The 16,578-nt window shown below is 66.0% G+C and carries 14 protein-coding genes and 1 tRNA gene; 4 read left to right on the top strand and 11 right to left on the bottom strand.

Annotated features, from left to right (window positions below; all coding sequences use genetic code 11):
- Positions 1–323: 323 nt before the first annotated feature.
- Together OLW90_RS00740 and OLW90_RS00745 are read right to left on the bottom strand one after the other, a co-directional pair.
- The gene (locus tag OLW90_RS00740; protein ID WP_319650388.1) at positions 324–1,607 is read right to left on the bottom strand and encodes a hypothetical protein; all 1,284 of its coding nucleotides are present in this window, start codon (positions 1,605–1,607) and stop codon (positions 324–326) included.
- Between the two features lie 166 nt (positions 1,608–1,773).
- A complete protein-coding gene (locus OLW90_RS00745; RefSeq protein WP_319650389.1) occupies positions 1,774–2,322 on the bottom strand; it encodes an RNA polymerase sigma factor in 549 nt (182 codons plus the stop codon).
- Between the two features lie 173 nt (positions 2,323–2,495).
- Here OLW90_RS00745 and OLW90_RS00750 point away from each other — a divergent pair, with 173 nt between their 5' ends.
- Together OLW90_RS00750 and OLW90_RS00755 are read left to right on the top strand one after the other, a co-directional pair.
- On the top strand, positions 2,496–4,052 hold the full coding sequence (locus OLW90_RS00750) for a catalase (RefSeq protein WP_319650390.1): 1,557 nt from the start codon (positions 2,496–2,498) through the stop codon (positions 4,050–4,052).
- Positions 4,053–4,205: 153 nt separating this feature from the next.
- Positions 4,206–4,631, top strand: coding sequence for an Ohr family peroxiredoxin (locus OLW90_RS00755; RefSeq protein ID WP_319650392.1), 426 nt, complete (start codon positions 4,206–4,208; stop codon positions 4,629–4,631).
- A gap of 126 nt (positions 4,632–4,757) precedes the next feature.
- Here OLW90_RS00755 and OLW90_RS00760 read toward each other — a convergent pair whose 3' ends face one another.
- From OLW90_RS00760 to OLW90_RS00785, 6 genes are read right to left on the bottom strand one after another with little or no spacing between them, the layout of a single operon-like run.
- Positions 4,758–5,066 (bottom strand): Na+/H+ antiporter subunit G, encoded by a 309-nt coding sequence (locus OLW90_RS00760; protein WP_319650394.1) that lies wholly within the window; start codon positions 5,064–5,066, stop codon positions 4,758–4,760.
- A 9-nt stretch (positions 5,067–5,075) separates the two neighbouring features.
- Positions 5,076–5,342 (bottom strand): cation:proton antiporter, encoded by a 267-nt coding sequence (locus OLW90_RS00765; protein WP_319650395.1) that lies wholly within the window; start codon positions 5,340–5,342, stop codon positions 5,076–5,078.
- Entirely contained in the window at positions 5,343–5,714 is a 372-nt protein-coding gene (locus OLW90_RS00770; RefSeq protein WP_319650396.1) for a monovalent cation/H+ antiporter subunit E, read from the bottom strand.
- Positions 5,711–7,195: a monovalent cation/H+ antiporter subunit D family protein gene (locus OLW90_RS00775; protein WP_319650397.1), complete on the bottom strand. Its 1,485-nt coding sequence runs from the start codon at positions 7,193–7,195 to the stop codon at positions 5,711–5,713. Before OLW90_RS00775 ends, OLW90_RS00770 begins: the two co-directional genes overlap by 4 nt.
- Positions 7,195–7,674, bottom strand: a complete 480-nt coding sequence (locus tag OLW90_RS00780) for a cation:proton antiporter subunit C (RefSeq protein ID WP_319650398.1) — start codon at positions 7,672–7,674, stop codon at positions 7,195–7,197. The genes OLW90_RS00775 and OLW90_RS00780 overlap by 1 nt, the downstream gene beginning before the upstream one ends.
- On the bottom strand, positions 7,671–10,634 hold the full coding sequence (locus tag OLW90_RS00785; RefSeq protein ID WP_319650399.1) for a DUF4040 family protein: 2,964 nt from the start codon (positions 10,632–10,634) through the stop codon (positions 7,671–7,673). The genes OLW90_RS00780 and OLW90_RS00785 overlap by 4 nt, the downstream gene beginning before the upstream one ends.
- Positions 10,635–10,743: 109 nt before the next feature.
- Here OLW90_RS00785 and OLW90_RS00790 point away from each other — a divergent pair, with 109 nt between their 5' ends.
- Positions 10,744–12,108 (top strand): YhgE/Pip domain-containing protein, encoded by a 1,365-nt coding sequence (locus tag OLW90_RS00790; RefSeq protein WP_319650400.1) that lies wholly within the window; start codon positions 10,744–10,746, stop codon positions 12,106–12,108.
- Positions 12,109–12,468: 360 nt separating this feature from the next.
- On the opposite strand, the gene OLW90_RS00795 is transcribed toward OLW90_RS00790, so the two are convergent.
- Together OLW90_RS00795 and OLW90_RS00800 are read right to left on the bottom strand one after the other, a co-directional pair.
- Positions 12,469–12,545, bottom strand: a tRNA-Pro gene (locus tag OLW90_RS00795).
- Between the two features lie 124 nt (positions 12,546–12,669).
- A complete protein-coding gene (locus OLW90_RS00800; protein ID WP_319650401.1) occupies positions 12,670–13,551 on the bottom strand; it encodes a metallophosphoesterase in 882 nt (293 codons plus the stop codon).
- 46 nt (positions 13,552–13,597) lie between these two features.
- Between OLW90_RS00800 and OLW90_RS00805 the strand changes: the two genes are divergently transcribed.
- Complete coding sequence (locus OLW90_RS00805) at positions 13,598–14,053, top strand: GatB/YqeY domain-containing protein (RefSeq protein WP_319650402.1); 456 nt, start codon at positions 13,598–13,600, stop codon at positions 14,051–14,053.
- Here OLW90_RS00805 and OLW90_RS00810 read toward each other — a convergent pair.
- Complete coding sequence (locus tag OLW90_RS00810) at positions 14,042–16,441, bottom strand: transglycosylase domain-containing protein (protein WP_319650403.1); 2,400 nt, start codon at positions 16,439–16,441, stop codon at positions 14,042–14,044. The two genes, OLW90_RS00805 and OLW90_RS00810, sit on opposite strands and share 12 nt — an antisense overlap.
- Between the last annotated feature and the right edge of the window lie 137 nt (positions 16,442–16,578).

A 16,578-nucleotide genomic window follows, 5' to 3' on the forward strand; every position in this document is an offset into this window, starting at 1 on the left:
GGTGCCATTGCCGTCAATCTCGGCCTCTGACCCCGGAGGTGGCACCCCTTGGGGTGGTGGAGGCCCGTGGTGCCTCACCACGGGGTCTCATTGACGCCCGCGACATTGCCTTGCAGCACCGCAACGCTAAGGGGTGTCAGTGGGGCGTCGATAAGCCGAATGGCGAGTTAGTGGCACCCCTTAGCGCTGCACACCCCCGAGCCCCGCCGCAACGCCGCTAACAACACGGCCCCAACAACACCAAGGGGTGCCGCTAGCCGGGGAATCAGAACCAGCACCCCGCTAATGGCACCCCTTAGCGCTGCGGCGGCAGCCAGCGCCCACTACCTCCGCCCCTCGGATACGGCCGGGGAGCCGTCCGCGGAATCGGAGTCCTCGCTGAGTTCCTCGGTGATCTCCTCAGTCATGGCCTCGGTGAGTTGATCGTCCGGGAGGTTGGAAGCCGCGGTGGCCTTGGAGAGCGCGGCGGCGTCCTTGCGGCTAAAGCGCTGGGTGGGGTCGAGTTTGCGGGTGAGGAGTTCGCGGATGCGGTGGCGGCGGCGGTACTCCTTGCGGATCGTGGCGCGGCCGCGCAGCCAGGCGATGGAGAGGGTGATCGCCAGGATGATTCCGGCGTAGCCCAGCACCGGGAACACGTAGGCCACCAGATCCTTGAAGGGGAGGAAGCCGAGCACAAAGCCGGCGAGGACGCTCACGATGTACACCACGCGGAAGCGCGAGGGGTTGCTGCGCGTGAGTCGCTTGGCCAGGGCGTAGAAGAGGCCGAGCGCGGTGTTGAAGATCATCATGAAGATGGTGAAGGTCATGACGATGCCCAGCGCCGGGTGAATGGCGGTGACCACGCTGAGCATGGGCATGTCATCGTGTGCCACCTCATCGACGTTGAGGAACACGGTGAGGGTGGCGGCGGTGAGCAGCAGAGAGAAGCACAGCCCGCCGAGCAGGCCGCCGATGCCGGCGGCGCGGCTATCGAGGTTGTTGCCGCCGATCACCATGGCCATGGAGACGGCCACGATCAGGGAAAGGCCCACGTAGTTGAACGCGGAGAGCCACCAGTTGGGCAGGCTGCTGGAAACCTCGGCGGTGGCGATCTGGCTCAGCCCGGCGATGTCGAAGTCCGAGGTGAACAGCGTGTAGGTGGCGGTGCCCAGGATCATGAGAATGATGAAGGGGGTGACCGCGCCGATCACGGTGGAGACCTTGTCCACGTCGAGCATGCCCACGGCCATGACCATCAGCATCATGATGGTGGTGCCCACCCAGGGCGCCCAGCCGAACTGCTGGTTGAGGTTGGCACCGCCGCCGGCGAACATCACGAAGCCGATGCCAAAGAGAGTGACCACCGTGGCGATGTCCAGGAAGCGCGCGATGATGGGGTGCGTCACGCGGTCGAACACCATGGTGTGCTCGCGGGCCTGGAGGTGGCTGCTGAGCTGCATCATGGCGATGGAGCCGATGATCATGATGATGGCGGCCAGGGCTACGCCCCACAGGCCGTTGGTGCCAAAGGCCACAAAGTATTGCAGCATTTCTTGGCCGGAGGCGAATCCGGCGCCCACGATCAACCCGATCAGGGCAAGAGCGATTCCGATGGCTCTTTTGAACACGATAAAGATCTCCTATGAACTCGATTCAAGTAACTATTGAACACAAGGAATCTGGGAATCGTGCTGCGCAGGGGTGCTTTTTTGCTTATCGACGCCCCGCTTATCGTTATATTCGCAGGAAGCGGCGGTGCAGACTGTGGCCAACTTGTGACCATATTGTGACTCATTAGGCGCGATCGGTGGCCGCGATGAGGTCGCGCCGGGCCCTTGCCACGCGGGATCGAATGGTGCCCACCCGCACTCCGGCGATCTTGGCGGCCTCCTCATAGGTATAGCCCAGTACCTGGGTGAGGATGAGGGCTTCGCGGCGCTCGGCGGGGAGGGCGTCGATCAGCGTGCGGGTGTCGATCCACTCGGACCAGGTGGTCTCGGCGGGCTCGGTCGTGGTGGTGAGGTCCTCGTACTCGGTAGCGGCAGTGCGGGGGCGGGCCATGTCGTGCCGCACGCTGTCCACCCACACCCGCCGCGCGATGGAGAGCAGCCAGGTGCGCGCGGGGGCGGTGGCCGCGAAGCGGGGCAGGGCCCGCATGACTCGGAGGTAGGTCTCCTGGGTGAGATCGTCGGCGTTATTGCGGCCGCCGAGGTGGGCGAGGAGCCGCCACACGTCCGTCTGGGTGGCGCGGATGAAGTCCGTCAGGGCGGCGCGGTCGCCGCGACCCGCGCGCAGGGCGAGGTCGGTGACGCGAGCGTCGTCGCTGTCGGAGTGGTACTTCACGCGAATCTACGTTACCAGCAGGAATGATTATCCCTGCTCAGGGCGGGATTTCGGCGAGTCGTACAAAAGGTTGATTTTACCCCCTGTCGGTTGCCGGGCTTCTTCGCGCGGCGATAGGCTCGGCCCTGTAAGGCTATGAATTGTCTAGCCACTATTTCATGGAGGTTATTACTATGGCTATCGAGAAGTCGGCGGCCGACGAGATCCTGGAGAAGGGCCGCGTGCCCAACCACGATGGTTATACCCGTCGTGAGAACGGTGCCCCGGTCCCCAGCGAGAATCTCTCGGTGACCGCAGGCCCGCAGGGCCCCACCGTGCTCAATGACATCCACCTGATCGAGAAGCTCTCGCACTTCAACCGCGAGCGCGTGCCGGAGCGTAACCCGCACGCCAAGGGCAACGGTGCCTTCGGTGAGCTGCACATCACCGAGGACGTGTCCAAGTACACCAAGGCCGCGCTGTTCCAGAAGGGCACCGTGACCCCGATGGCCGTGCGTTTCTCCACCGTGGCCGGCGAGCAGGGCTCCCCGGACACCTGGCGCGACGTGCACGGCTTCGCCCTGCGCTTCTACACCACCGAGGGTAACTACGACATCGTGGGCAACAACACCCCCACCTTCTTCCTGCGCGACGCGATGAAGTTCCCCGACTTCATCCACTCCCAGAAGCGCATGGGTGGCTCCGGCCTACGCAACGCGGACATGCAGTGGGATTTCTGGACTCGCACCCCCGAGTCCGCCCACCAGGTGACCTACCTCATGGGTGACCGCGGCACCCCGCGCTCCGAGCGCGAGATGAACGGCTACGGCTCCCACACCTTCCAGTGGGTGAACGAGGAGGGCGAGGCCTTCTGGATCAAGTACCACTTCATCTCCCGCCAGGGCGTGCACAACTTCACCGCCGCCGAGGCGGAGGAGATGGCCGGTAAGAACGCCGACTACCTGCGCGAGGACCTCTACAACGCCATCGAGCGCGGCGACTACCCCATCTGGGACGTCAAGGTGCAGATCATGCCCTTCGCGGAGGCGGAGAACTACCGCTTCAACCCCTTCGACCTCACCAAGACCTGGTCGAAGAAGGACTACCCGCGCATTGACGTGGGCTACTTCGTGCTCAACCGCAACCCGGAGAATTTCTTCGCGCAGATCGAGCAGATGGCGCTGGATCCCTCCAACATCGTCCCCGGCGTGGGCCTCTCCCCGGACAAGATGCTCATGGGCCGCGTGTTCGCCTATGCGGACGCCCACCGCTACCGCATTGGGCCGAACTACCGCCACCTGCCGGTGAACCAGCCCCTGGCTCCTCGCCACACCTACCAGCACGAGGGCCCGATGGCGTACCTGTTCAACGAGACCTCGCACCCGGTGTACTCTCCGAACAAGACCGCCCTCAAGGCCGGTTACCTGGATGACGGCGAGACCTCCTCCTCTAACTTCACCTCCTACGGTCAGGCTGGCGACATCTTCGTCAATCCCGACCCGCACGGCACGGATCTCACCCGTTCCGCCTACGTGAAGCACCCCGAGGACGATGACTTCGGTCAGGCCGGCACCCTCTACCGTGACGTGTACAACGACGAGGAGAAGGAGCGCCTGGCGCAGAACATCACCGACGCGATGATGGGCGTGACCCCCGAGACGGAGGAGCGCTGCTACTGGTACTGGTCCAACGTGGACGAGAACCTGGGCGCCCGCGTGAAGGAACTGTTCACGCAGAAGAAGAACGCCTAATACTTCGGTTTCCCCCCGATCGAGTTCCTCGTAGAACTCCCCGGCTCCTGAGCGGCAAAGCGCTGCTCGGGAGCTTTTTTCTGCCCGATTCCGTAAATATGGCTACCGTGGGTGAGGAACAAACACCGATACCCGCGAGGAAGGAATACAGATATGTCTGACACCATTTACACCCAGAAGGTCACCGCCACCGGCGCTGGCCGCGACGGCCGCGTGCAGGGCGATGGCGGCATCGACTTCGACGTGCGCCCGCCCAAGATCAACGGCATCTCCGCCGGCGTGAACCCGGAGTCCCTCCTGGCCGCCGCCTGGTCCGCCTGCTTCAACGGTGCCCTGCAAAAGATGATGGGCGAGGCCGGCGTGGACACCGCCGCTCACGCCCCCGAGGTGGACGCCGAGGTTTCCCTCAACCGCGATCCCGCCGATGGCGGTTTCCGCCTTTCCGGGCGCATCACGGCCCGCTTTAAGGATCAGGATTCCCTGGAGGGCGCTCAGGAACTGGTGGACAAGGCTCACCAGTTCTGCCCCTTCTCCAAGGCCCTGGCCGGTGAGTTCGATGCCGAGGCCGTGCTGGGCTAATCAATTTTGGGCTAATTAGCCCAGGGCTAAGCACCCCTGGGCCAGTCAACCCAAGGCTAAGCACCTCTGTTAAGCACCTGGGCATAGAAAAAGGGGAGCGCTCCCGGCGCTCCCCTTTTTCTATGCTTAATCCCGCTCCACGGTCACCCCGTGAATGGAGCGGCCGATATAAAAGCTGCCCACCGAGCCGATGATCCACACCCCGGCGATGGCCAGGAGGCCGCGCACGGCATTATTGGGGTCAAAGCCCGTGGTGCTCCAATCCCGAATCAGGTTGGCCACGATGAGCAGGGGTACGGCCAGGGAGACCGTGGGGCCTAAGAGATTCACCCTGGTGAGCGCGCCGGGGGCGCGCCATAGGGCCACCGTGGTGGCCACGACCAGGAACGCGGCAAAGATCACCAGCGCGGAAATCACATATTCTGCCAAGGACATTGCTATCTCCTACCTCCGGCCTCGGGAAACCATGCGGGACATCGAGAGCGTGGGCAACACGCCGCCCACCAGCGCCGCGAGCAGCGCGATCTCGTAGGCGATGGACGTTTGGTGGTTGAGCGACCACACCAGATACAGCGCGATCATGGAGTAAAAGGCGAGGTCGGAGAGCACCACCTTGGTCAGTGTGTCGGTGGTGCGCAGAATCAGCACCAGGCCGGCCAGGAGGCAGGCGAGGATCACGGCCCCGCAGCCCCACAAGATGATCTCGAACATTTAGCTCACCCTCCGGTAGTAGTCCTCGGCTAATTGCAGCTCTTGGTTCCGCACGGCGGGGGCCATGCGGGCCTCCATGTCCGTCAATCCGTCTATCACCTCGCGGGGGTCGGCCCCGTGCACGGCCTGCACCAGCAGGATGGTGGGATCGCCCTCCTTTTCCGGGGCGCGCAGCCCCAGGGAGAGGGTGCCGGGGGTGACCGTGATGGAGGTGGAGAACCAGAAGATCTCCCACTGGCTGCGCACCCGCAGCGGATATTCCACCACCACGGGGTCAAAGCCGGTATTGGGGCGCAGCGCGGAGAACGCCAGGGTCACGGCGCTCACCACGATCTCCTTGATGAGCCAGGGAATGTAGATCAGAGTATTCATTGCGCGGCTCCTAGCACGGATTCCTGATAACTACTCACGTCCAGCAGGGACTCGGTGGCGGCATGGAGGGCGTCCATGAGCGGCCCCGAGCCCAAGAACATCAGCACGGAGATGGCCAGCAGCGTGGCCGCCGGGGCCACTAGCGACGCTCGCACGCGCAGGGTATGCGGTACGTGCTGCATGGGGCGGCCCCAGAACACCGCGCGCCACACCCGGAACATGGCCAGCAGCGCGGCAAAACTCGCCACGATGATCGTCCCGATCACTAGCCAGGAGGCCCAGCCATCCCCCCGCGCCACGCTGGTGACCACGGCAACCTTGCCCCACAGGCCGGAAAACGGTGGGAAACCCACCACAGAGAAGGCACCGGCGGCAAACACGGCCGCCACCCAGGGATCGCGTCGAGCCAGGCCGGAGAGCTTGGAGAGCAGCCCCGTTCCGTAGGTTTCCTCGATCGCGCCGGAGGCCAGCACCAGGGAACCCACGGTGACCATGTGGTGCAGGGCGTAGAGCAGGCCGGCGGCGAGGGCGCGCTGGGCGTCGCCAGTGGTAAAGGCCAGCATGACCAGGATAAACGGCATACCATTGACCATCTGGTAGGCCAGCACGCGGCGAATGGAGTTCTCCGCCAGTCCGGCGAAGCCGCCGATGAGCATGGATACCACCATGAGCACCACGATGAGCGTGTTCCATCGATCCGAAAGATCAAAGATCACCACGTAAATGCGGTACAGCATGTACACCGCCACCTTGGTGTGCAGCCCGGAGAACAGACCCATCACCGCCGCCGAGGTGCCGGGATACGTGCGCGGGAGCCAGGTGTGCACTGGGACGATGCCCGCCTTGGCGGAGATCGCGATGAGCACCAGGCCCATCGCCACCACCGCCGGGCCGTTGCCCTCGGCCGCGCCGCGCAGGGCGGCCATGTTCACCGTGCCCGTGGTGGCGTACACAAAGCCCACGCCCACCACCAGCAGAGTGGAGGCCGTGAGATTGACTAACACAAAGGTGCGGCCCGCAGCCAGGCGCGACCAGGTGCCCGTCATGGCTATCAGCCCGTAGGAGGGCAGCAGCATGACCTCGATGAACACGAAGAAGTTGAAGAGGTCCGCCGTGAGCAGCGCGCCATTAACGCCGGTGATGAGCACCAGGGTGAGCGCCGGATAGTACCGGGCGCGGGTTTCCCCGGACACCGTGGCAAACCAGTTGGCGCACAGGGCCACCAGGGAGGTGGTGATGATCATGACGGCGGAGAAGGCATCGGCCACAAAGGGGATGGCCACGCCGCCGGGGAAGAGCCCCACGTTGTGCCCCAGGGTGCCGTGCTCGGCGGTGTGGGAAAAGAGCCAAACTCCGGCGCTCAGGCTCAAGGCGGGTACCAGGAGGTGCAGCAGATCGCGTGCCCACTTCCACGGGGCCATCACGGCGAATGCGGAGGAGATCAGGGGAATAACAACAAAGAGCGGAAGCAGCATATCCATTAGTTGCGCTCCTCCTTAGCAGCGCTACCCCGGCGAGGCTCCTTATCCGCCATCAGGGTGGCGTGCGCCTGTTCGCGGGCCCGCTCCCCGGAGCGGAAATCCTCGGTGCTTTGGGTGGCGCGCCCCAGCGTGGATACCGGGGAGGGGTGCGGCTCCTGGCCGGAACTCACAGGGTCCACGCTGGCGGTATCGTCGGAGCGCCCCAGCGCGGCCAGGGTGAGCAGGATGGTGGTGGTGGCCATCGAGATCACGATGGCGGTGAGCACAAAGGCCTGGGGGAGGGGATCGGCCATATCGGCGGCGTCCACGCGGTCGTGGAACACCTCCCCACGCCAGGCGCCCACACCGCTGGCCAGCAGCATGAGGTTGGCGGAGTGGCCAATGAGTTGCATACCAAAGACAATGCGCACCATGCCTCGCTGCTGCACCAGGTACACGCCGCCGGTGACCAGCACGGCGATTGTGAGGGCCATGATCATCGCTGTTGCTCCTTTGCGGTTCCGGTGGGTTCTTCGGTGGGCTTTGCGACGGCCCCAGAGCGCTCACTCCCAGCGCCCATCTCATCGCCGTGATCACTGTGATCGCCGTGCTCCGGCACACCGGGGGTGGCCCCCAGCGGCCCGGATTCCCCACGGGCAAAGGGAAGTTCCTGCGTGGTGGCGGCACCGGGCCTGTCGTAAATGCCCAGGTAGTTCACCGCCGCCATGAGCATGCCCAGCACGGCCAGATAGATGCCGCCGTCGAAGATCAGAGAGGTGCTCATGTGCTCGCCCAGGATCTCCCCGTGAAGCGGAGCCAGGAAGGAGCCTTCGAACAGGCCCACAAAGCCGGCCGCCAGCGCGGTAACGATCCCGATTCCCGTGAGCCAATATGGCGTGGAGGGGCGGGCCACGATGGAGTCGCGGCCACGGGAGAGATAAAAGAGCATGATCCCGGTGCCCGCGATCAAGGCGGCCACGAAGCCGCCGCCGGGGTCCATGTGCCCGCGCATGAATACCAGGACGGAGAGGATCACCAGCAGCGGGGCCACCAGCCGCAGCGCCATGCGCAGCGGCAGGGAGTTGAGTTGCGATTGCCCAAAGGGGCGCGGGCGGGTGCCCTTGGCAAAGGGCAGGCGCGGGAAGGAGGTGACCACCGCGCCGATCACGATGGCCGCCATGCCTAGCACGGAGAGTTCGCCCAGGGTATCCAGGGCGCGGAACTCCACGATGATGGTGGCCACGATGTTCTGGCCGCCGGTGATCTCCGGCGCATTGGCGATGTACCACTCGGCCAGGTCGGAGCGCTCGCCCCGGCCCATGAGGGTGAACACTCCCAGGAAGGCCGCCAGGCCCGCCAGCAGCGCGATCACCAGGGAGCGCGCGGTGCGCCTGCGGCTCACCGAGGGGAAGTGCGCGGGCTGGTAGCGCAGCACCATCATGATGATGACCACCACCAGGGCTTCCACCAGGAACTGGGTGAGGGCGACGTCGGGAGCCCCCAGGATGAGCATCTGGAACGTGATGCCCACGCCCACGGTGCCCACCAGCACGGCGCTGGTGAGGCGGTGCGTGGTGCGCATGAGGCCCAACACGGAGAGGGCGATGATGAGCAGCGGACCCAGGTCGAGCCAGTTGTCTAGTCCCTCGGTGCGGGGGGCGAGGGGGGCGCCGTCGATGCCAGGGCGGCCCAGCAGGGCAAAGAGCATGAGCGCGATCACGCTGCACACCGGCCACACGAGGTGGCGCGAGGGGCTCTGGGAGTTCGCCATTTGGGCAAAAAGTCGCCCGGTGGCGGAGATTCCCTGAACCAGCGCACGCAGGAGGCCATTGCCGTTGAAGGGCAGCAGGAAGCGGGATTCCAGGGCGGGCCAGAGGCGGTGCCGTAGCGCGATTCCCGCTATGCCCAGGGCGATGACCAGCATGGATACTGCAAAGGGGGCATTGAAGCCGTGCCAGAGCGCCAGGTGGGTCACCTCGGAATCAGCGCCCACCCCGGTGGCGGCCACGATGGAGTCCACCGGCTTATCCAGGAACATCGGGGCCAGCCCCAGCGGCAGGGAGAGCAAACCCGGCAACGCGGCGGGCAGCCACAGGGAAACCGGGGCCTCGTGTACCCCCTCCATGCGGCGGCCGGGGTGCTCGGTGGCGGGATCGAAGAACGCACCAAAGACCAGCTTGGCCGAGTACGTGAAGGTGAGCAGGGCACCGATTCCGGCCACGATCAGCAGCGCGGTACCGGCCCCCTCCACACCGTAGAGGGCGCCGAGCATGCCCTCCTTGGAGATGAAGCCAAAGGTTGGGGGAATGGCGGCCATGGAAAGGGCGCCCACCACCATTCCGGTGCAGGTAAAGGGCATGGCGCGCCACAGCACTCCCAGGCGGCGGGTATCGCGGGTTCCGGCCTCGTGATCCACCACGCCGATGAGCATGAAGATCGAGGACTTGAACAGCGCGTGCGCCAGGGTGTGCACCAGCGCCGCCGAGAGCGCCAGGGGGGTGCCCACGCCGATGGTGGCCACGATCCAGCCCAGGTGGCTCACGGTGGAGTAGGCGGTGAGCTTCTTCAGATCCGTCTTTTGCACCGCAAAGAGCGCGGAGACCACGGCGGTGATCAGGCCGGTGCCAATGAGCAACCAGTTCCACACCGCGACGTCGTGGAAGATCGTGGAAAAGCGCATGAGCAGGTACACACCGGCCTTGACCACGGCGGCCGCGTGAAGGAACGCGGACACGGGGGTGGCGGCGGCCATCGCCTCGGGCAGCCAGAAGTGGAAGGGCAACTGCGCGGCCTTGGTGAAGGCGGAGAGCGCCACCAAAACGGCCACGGTGGCGGTGAGCGTGGGCTGCTCGGCCCACACAGGAGACGCCAGAATCCCCTGCACGCTGGTGGTGCCGGTGCTCACGGCGGCCACCGCGATGGCCGCCAGCAGGGTCAGGCCGCCGATGAAGGTGAGCAGCAGCGTGCGCTGGGCCCCGGCCTCCCCGCTCGACCCGGAGCGGGCGATGAGCAGGAAGGAGGCGATGGAGACCAGTTCCCAGCCGATGAACAGCACCACCACGTCTTCGGCAAGCACCAGCAGCAGGACGGCGAGGGTAAAGGCCGTCATGATTGTGTAAAAACTGGTGTTGCCCTGCCGCTTGGGCAGATAGGCTGCGGAATAGATGAACACGATCGCACCGATGCACAGGGCCAGCAGCGCGAAGAAGGCGCTGAGGGCGTCGGCACGCAGGGCCAGCGTGACGTCCGCGCCGGGGGCGAGGAAATCGCGCACCCAGGTCACCCGCCAGGTGAGGGGCTCTCCGTCCAGAATCGCGGGTAGGTGGCGGCCGAGGATGATCGCGGCGGCCACAAAAAGGCCCGCCAGCGGCCAGCCCGCGCGCCGGTCGGCCACCCGAACCAACGGGGGAGAAAGGAGAACGGCCCCCACCGCCAAGGCAATAACAATAGCTAACGTCACGTGTTGCACACTCTTTCGTAGCTCGTAAGTCCGAACCAAGGTTACCAGTAGGGTGTGACACGGTGAGCCTGCGCGGGATCGGCCCGCAAGCAGAATAGATTGGCAGGGTATGAGTGCCGTGCGTTCTACCCTCCTGTTCTCTCTCACGCTGGTGCCCCTGCTGGCGGGGGCCGTGTACCTCACCGTGGCCGGGCAGGGGCCGGAGAAATCGTGGTCGGCGGGGGAGGAACCCCAGGCCGCCCCGGCCGCCGCCACCGCGCAACTCATGGAGGCCCGCCGCGCCGCGATCGACGCCGGAACCAACGCCAGTTTTCTGGCCAACGGCACCGCCCAACTCCTCGACGGCGTATCCAAGTTCCAGTCCGGGGAGATCAGCGGGGACGTGCAGCGCCTGCGCGACGGCGCGGCCCAACTGCGCGACGGCATGATTCAACTTCAGGCCGCCACCGGGCAACTCGGCCAGGGAGCCACCGAACTTGCCGACGGCGTGGGCGGCGCCATGGACAAGATCCTCGCCCTGGGCGTGATCCAGGGGCAACTCGATGAGGCCGCCAGCAGCCTGGATCAGGAACTGGAAAAGTCCACCGACCCGCGCGCCCAGGACCTGCGCGGCCAACTCGCGGACTTCCGCGCCCAACTGGCCAACGGCGGCCTGGGTGAGGAAACCACCGGGCAACTCACGCGGCTGCGCGATGGCTCCCGTGACCTGGCCAATCAACTGGCCGTGCCCGGATACGGCTTCCACGACGGCATCTACAGCGCCACCGACGGCGCGAAGCGCCTGGCCTCCGGGATCGAGGAGGCCCAGGGCGGGGTGGCCGGTGCCCTGGACAGTATGGGGCAATTGGATTCGGGGGCGCGGCAACTCAACGATATGGCGCAGGAGAACCGCACCCGCGTGCAGGGGATTCAGCGCGCGCTGCCGGTGGCCCAGGCGGGTGTCGAGCAGGAGGCACGCGCGGAACTGCTCCCCATGTATGCGCTGCTCATCTCGGTTTTTGCGGCGCTCGGCGGGCTGGGCGCGGGGTTCCTGCGCCGCGCCGGGGATCGACTCCTGGCCGGGGGCGCGGTGGTGGCGGCCTCGGGCGGGCTGCTGTGGCTGATGGGCACCGCGTTGTCCTGGCAGACCCTGGCCGCCGGGACGGGCGTGCTGGCCCTGGCGGTGGGTGCTTTTGCTGGGCTCGGGGCCGGGTTGCGGCACGTGGCGGGAACCCGGGGCGCGGTGATCGGCGGGGCGCTGGTGCTGCTGGCCCAGGTAGGTGTGGCCGGTTGGGTGTGGAAGAGCGCTATGACCAGCGATCTTTCCTCCGCGTGGGCCGCCGTGGCGGGGCTCACCCCGGTGCACTACGCCACGGGCGCGCTCAGCGCCCTGAGCAATGGGGGCAGCGTGGCCCTGGTGTGGGTGGCCGTGGCGGTGCTCGGCGCGATGGTGCTGCTGGGTGGGGTTGCGCGGTGGGGGTTGGCGCGGCGTTAAGGGGTGCCAGTAGCCCTCGGTTGTGCTTATCGACGCCCCCGGTGGCACCCTTAAGCGCTACCTGACAGCGTTCGCAGGTGGGGGTGTGGTTCCCACCCCACCTCGCCCACCTCTTTAGGGTGCCACTACCGGGATATGCGGGGTTGGTTTTGCCATCACTGGCACCCCTTAACGCTGTGGTGGCTGTGTACCCCTCACTTCCCGCCTCTAAGGGGTGCCATTAGGCGTGAGGCAAGGCCACCAGGCACCAAGGACGGCACCCCTTGATGTTGTGCACCCCTCAACGCCGTAGCCACAACCACAACCCCCACCACCACGAGAGAACCCAACCACTCAGTTCCTGAGTGATTGGGTTCTCCTTGGTCGGGATAACAGGATTTGAACCTGCGACCTCCTCGTCCCGAACGAGGCGCGCTACCAAGCTGCGCCATATCCCGTGGTGCTCGCAATAGTTTAGTGCAGCCGCCCGAGATTCAACAAAACACCTGGTCAATCCCCGGCACCGCGCGCAGACCGCTGTTCCCCGGCCACCGCTCGGCGGGCCACCCCGAAACCCTGGCCCTACTCCTCCGTGATCCTCAGCAGCGTGGCGGAGGGGCGGCAGAAGAGTCGTACCGGGGCGTATTTGGAGGTGCCCAGGCCGTTAGACACGTGCATGGCCATGCCCTCAAACTCATGGAGCCCGGAGGCGCGCTCGGTGTCGATCCCGCAGTTGGTGAGCAGCGCTTTGCCGCCGGGGAGGCAGATTTGTCCGCCGTGGGTGTGCCCGGAGAGGGCCAGTTGGTATCCATCCTGGGCGAACTGGTGGAGCACGCGCGGCTCGGGGGAGTGGCTGAGTGCCAGGGTGAGGTCGGCCTCGGGGTTGGGGGGCCCGGCGATTTCTGAGTAGTCGTCGAGGTCGTGGTGGGGGTCGTCCACCCCGGCGGCGGCGATCCGCACGTGGCCCACCTGGAACTCGTGGCGGGCCTGATTGGCGTCGCGCCAGCCGTGTTCGAGGAAGGCGGCCCTCATGCCCTTCCATGGCAGGTCGATGTAGGAGGGGGTGCGCTTGCCGCCGATGAGGTAGCGCAGCGGGTTCACGGGTCTGGGGGCCCAGTAGTCGTTGGTACCAAACACAAAGAGCCCGGGGCGTCGCAGCAGCGGCCCGAGGGCGGCCAGCACGGCGGGCACTCCGTGTAGGTCGGAGAGGTTATCGCCGGTGTTCACCACGAGGTCGGGTTCCAGGGCGTCCAGGGCGCTGACCCAGGCGATCTTGGCGCTCTGCCCGGGGATCATGTGGAGGTCGGAGAGGTGCAGCAGCCGGAATTCCGGCTTCCCGCGCAGGGTGCCGGGCGGCAGGAGCGGGAGGGTGTGCTGGTGCAGTTGGAATCGGGTGAGTTCGGTGAATCCCCAGGTGGCGGTGGCAAGCCCGGTGCCGCCGAGGATCGCTGCGAGTTTTCTCATCGTGTGCACCCGCCTCAGCCTACCTGTGCGGGTAGGTTCGGAAAGTATGAGTGATATGAAAACCACCCTGCGCGGGGATCTGAAGGAGGCCATGAAGGCCAAGGACAAAACGCGCACCGGCACCATTCGCATGTTGTTGGCCGCGATCCAGGAGGAGGAAACCAAGGGCGCCAAGCACGACCTCACCGATGAGGAGGTGCTCAAGGTGATCGCCCGGGAGATCAAGAAGCGCCGCGAGTCCGCGGAGGTCTACGCCGCCAATGGCCGCCAGGAGCTTGCCGACGCCGAGCTGGCCGAGGTCGAGGTGCTGGAGGGCTACCAGCCGGAGCAGCTTGACGACGCCGCCCTGGCCGCCCTCGTTTCCGAGGTCATCGCGGAGATGGACCCGGCCCCGACCATGAAGCAGATGGGCCAGGTGATGAAGCAGGCCACCGCCAAGGCCGCCGGCCGGGCGGATGGCAAGCGCCTCTCCGCCGCGGTGAAGTCCGCGCTAAGCGCCTAGCCGCTCGCGCAGTCGGTTGGTTAGTTCCTCCAACTCGGAGGTGTCGATGCTGGGGAGCCCCGAGCGCGGGGAGGGTTCGGCGGGGGCCTCGGAGGTGGAGGTCGGCTGCGATTGTTGCACGGGCCGGGAGCCGTCGGAAACCTCCAGGGTGACCAGGCTACCGGGGCGCAGCCCGCCGGGGCTGTCGGTGCGGGTACCCATCACGATTCCGCGGGGGGTTCCGTTGCCGGGTACCTCCTGAATGTTCACCATCAGGCCTGCCTCCTCAAGGAGGGTTTGGGCCTCGTCGTCGCGTTTGCCGTTGGCGGCGTCGAGCGCGGTTTGGAGGCGGCCGCGATCGAGGTCGTGGTTGTAGTCGGGGAGGTTGCCGTCGATAGCCTGCGGCACGGCGGTGGCCCACTGGAACCAGGTGTCCGCGGGCTCGTTGCCGCCGAAGAGGCTGCCTGCGCCGCACTGCTGGACGGGCCCGGTGCACAGGGGCAGGTTCTGGGTGCCGTCGTTATAGATGTACGGTGCGGCGGAGAGATTGGAGTTGAACCCGAGGAACGCGGAGGACATGTGGGATTCCGTGGTGCCGGTCTTGGCCGCCACGGGTGCGCTCCACCCCACGGCCTGAGCGGCGCGGGCGGCGGTGCCGGAAACGGCGTCCTCGGAGAGCGCCTGCATGAGCGCGTTGGCGGTCTGGGGGTTGAGTACGTCCTCGCATTCGGGGCGCTCGATGGGAACCTCGTTGCCGTCGCGGTCGGTGATGGAGGCGATGGGGTTGGGCTCGCACCAGCGCCCACCGGAGGCGATGCTGGCACCCACGTTGGAGAGTTCCAGCGCGTTTACGGAGGTGGGGCCCAGGGTGAAGGAACCGAGGTTGTGCTCCTTGACGTAATCCGCCACGGAGGCCTCCCCGTCAAAGCTGCCGGGTGCGGCGTAGGAGCGCAGGCCCAGGTTCACGGCCAGATCCACCACGGGGGCCACTCCCACCTGCTGAATCAGCTGCACAAAGGTGGTGTTGGGGGAGTGGGCCAGGGCGTCCTTGAGCGTCATCTGGGGGGCGTAGGTGCTGGCGTTTTCCACGCAGTAGGTGGACGGCGGGCAGCCCTCGGCGCCGCCCTCGCCCATGCCGATGGCCTCGAATCGGGTGGGCACGTCCAGCATGGTCTCTAGGCCCATGCCGTTATCAATCGCGGCGGCAGCGGTGAAGATCTTGAACACCGAGCCCGCGCCGTTGCCCACCATGGAAGTGGGCTGCGGCATGAGGGTTTCCCCGTTTTCCGGGTCGAGGCCGTAGTTGCGGGAGGAGGTCATGGCGAGGATGTCGCGGGAGTCGGTGCCGGGCCGCACCACGTTGAGCACCTCGGCCACGCCGGGGGTGCCGGGGCTGACGTTGGCGGCCACGGTGTTGCGGGCGGCGTCGTGCACGGCGGGGTCGAGGGTGGTGCGAATGGTGTATCCGCCCTTGGTGAGCACGTCCTTGGGTAGCCCCTTGGACTCCAGGTAGGTCAGGGCGTAATCGCACATGAAGCCGCGATCGCCTGCGGTAATGCAGCCGTTGGGCAGGGATTCCGGGGTTTCCTGCACGCCGAGGGGCTGGAGTTTGTATTGCTCGGCCTGGAAGGATTCCAGGACGCCGTAGGAGACCATCGCGTCGAGCACCGTGTTGCGGCGGTCAATCACACCGTCCGGGTTGGTGTAGGGGTCGAGCACCGAGGAGGACTGCACGATGCCCGCGAGCATGGCGGCCTGGGGCACGGAGAGTTTGGCGGCGGGAATGCCAAAGTACGTGCGCGCGGCGGCCTCCACGCCGTAGCTGTTATTGCCAAAGGGCACCAGGTTGAGGTAGCGGGTGAGCACCTCGTCCTTGGTGAGCAGTTTGTCCAGGTCGGAGGCCATGCGCATTTCGCGCAGTTTGCGCGGTATGGAGGTCTCGATGGCGGCGTTGCGCTCGGCGTCGTCGTTAGCCGCCACGAAGAGCAGGTAGTTCTTCACGTACTGCTGGTTGAGCGTGGAGGCTCCCTGGGCCACGCCGCCGGAGGTGAGGTTGGTGACCAGGGCGCGCATGGTGCCCTGGAAGTCCACCCCCTCGTGCTCGTAGAAGCGACGGTCCTCGATCGCCACGATGGCGTCCTTCATCGGCTGCGCGATCTCCTCGGAGGCCACCTCGTAGCGGCGCTGGTCGTAGATCCAGGCCATCGGCTCGCCGGTGACGTCGGTGATGGTGGTGACGCCGGGGGCGTGGCCGTCGGTGAGGTCCGCGAGGTTGGATTCCATCGTCGTGCTGGTGCGCTGTACCGCTACCCCCGCGATGCCGGCGGCAGGGGAGAGCGCGATGGCGGAGACCACTCCAATGCTTACGGTGGCGCCGATGATCGTCGTCAGCGATTTAGCGATAGACACGTGCTCAACCCTACGCATTTTGCCCGCAAACAGGAACCCCCGTCACCTCCAATTATGTGACCCATTAGACATAGGACGTCTCATGTGAATACACTTACGCGCAGAGAAGTATTAGGTGTACCAAAGGAGTGAATACG

Origin of the sequence: Corynebacterium sp. 21KM1197 (genome assembly GCF_033783015.1) — a bacterium.
Lineage (GTDB): Bacteria > Actinomycetota > Actinomycetes > Mycobacteriales > Mycobacteriaceae > Corynebacterium.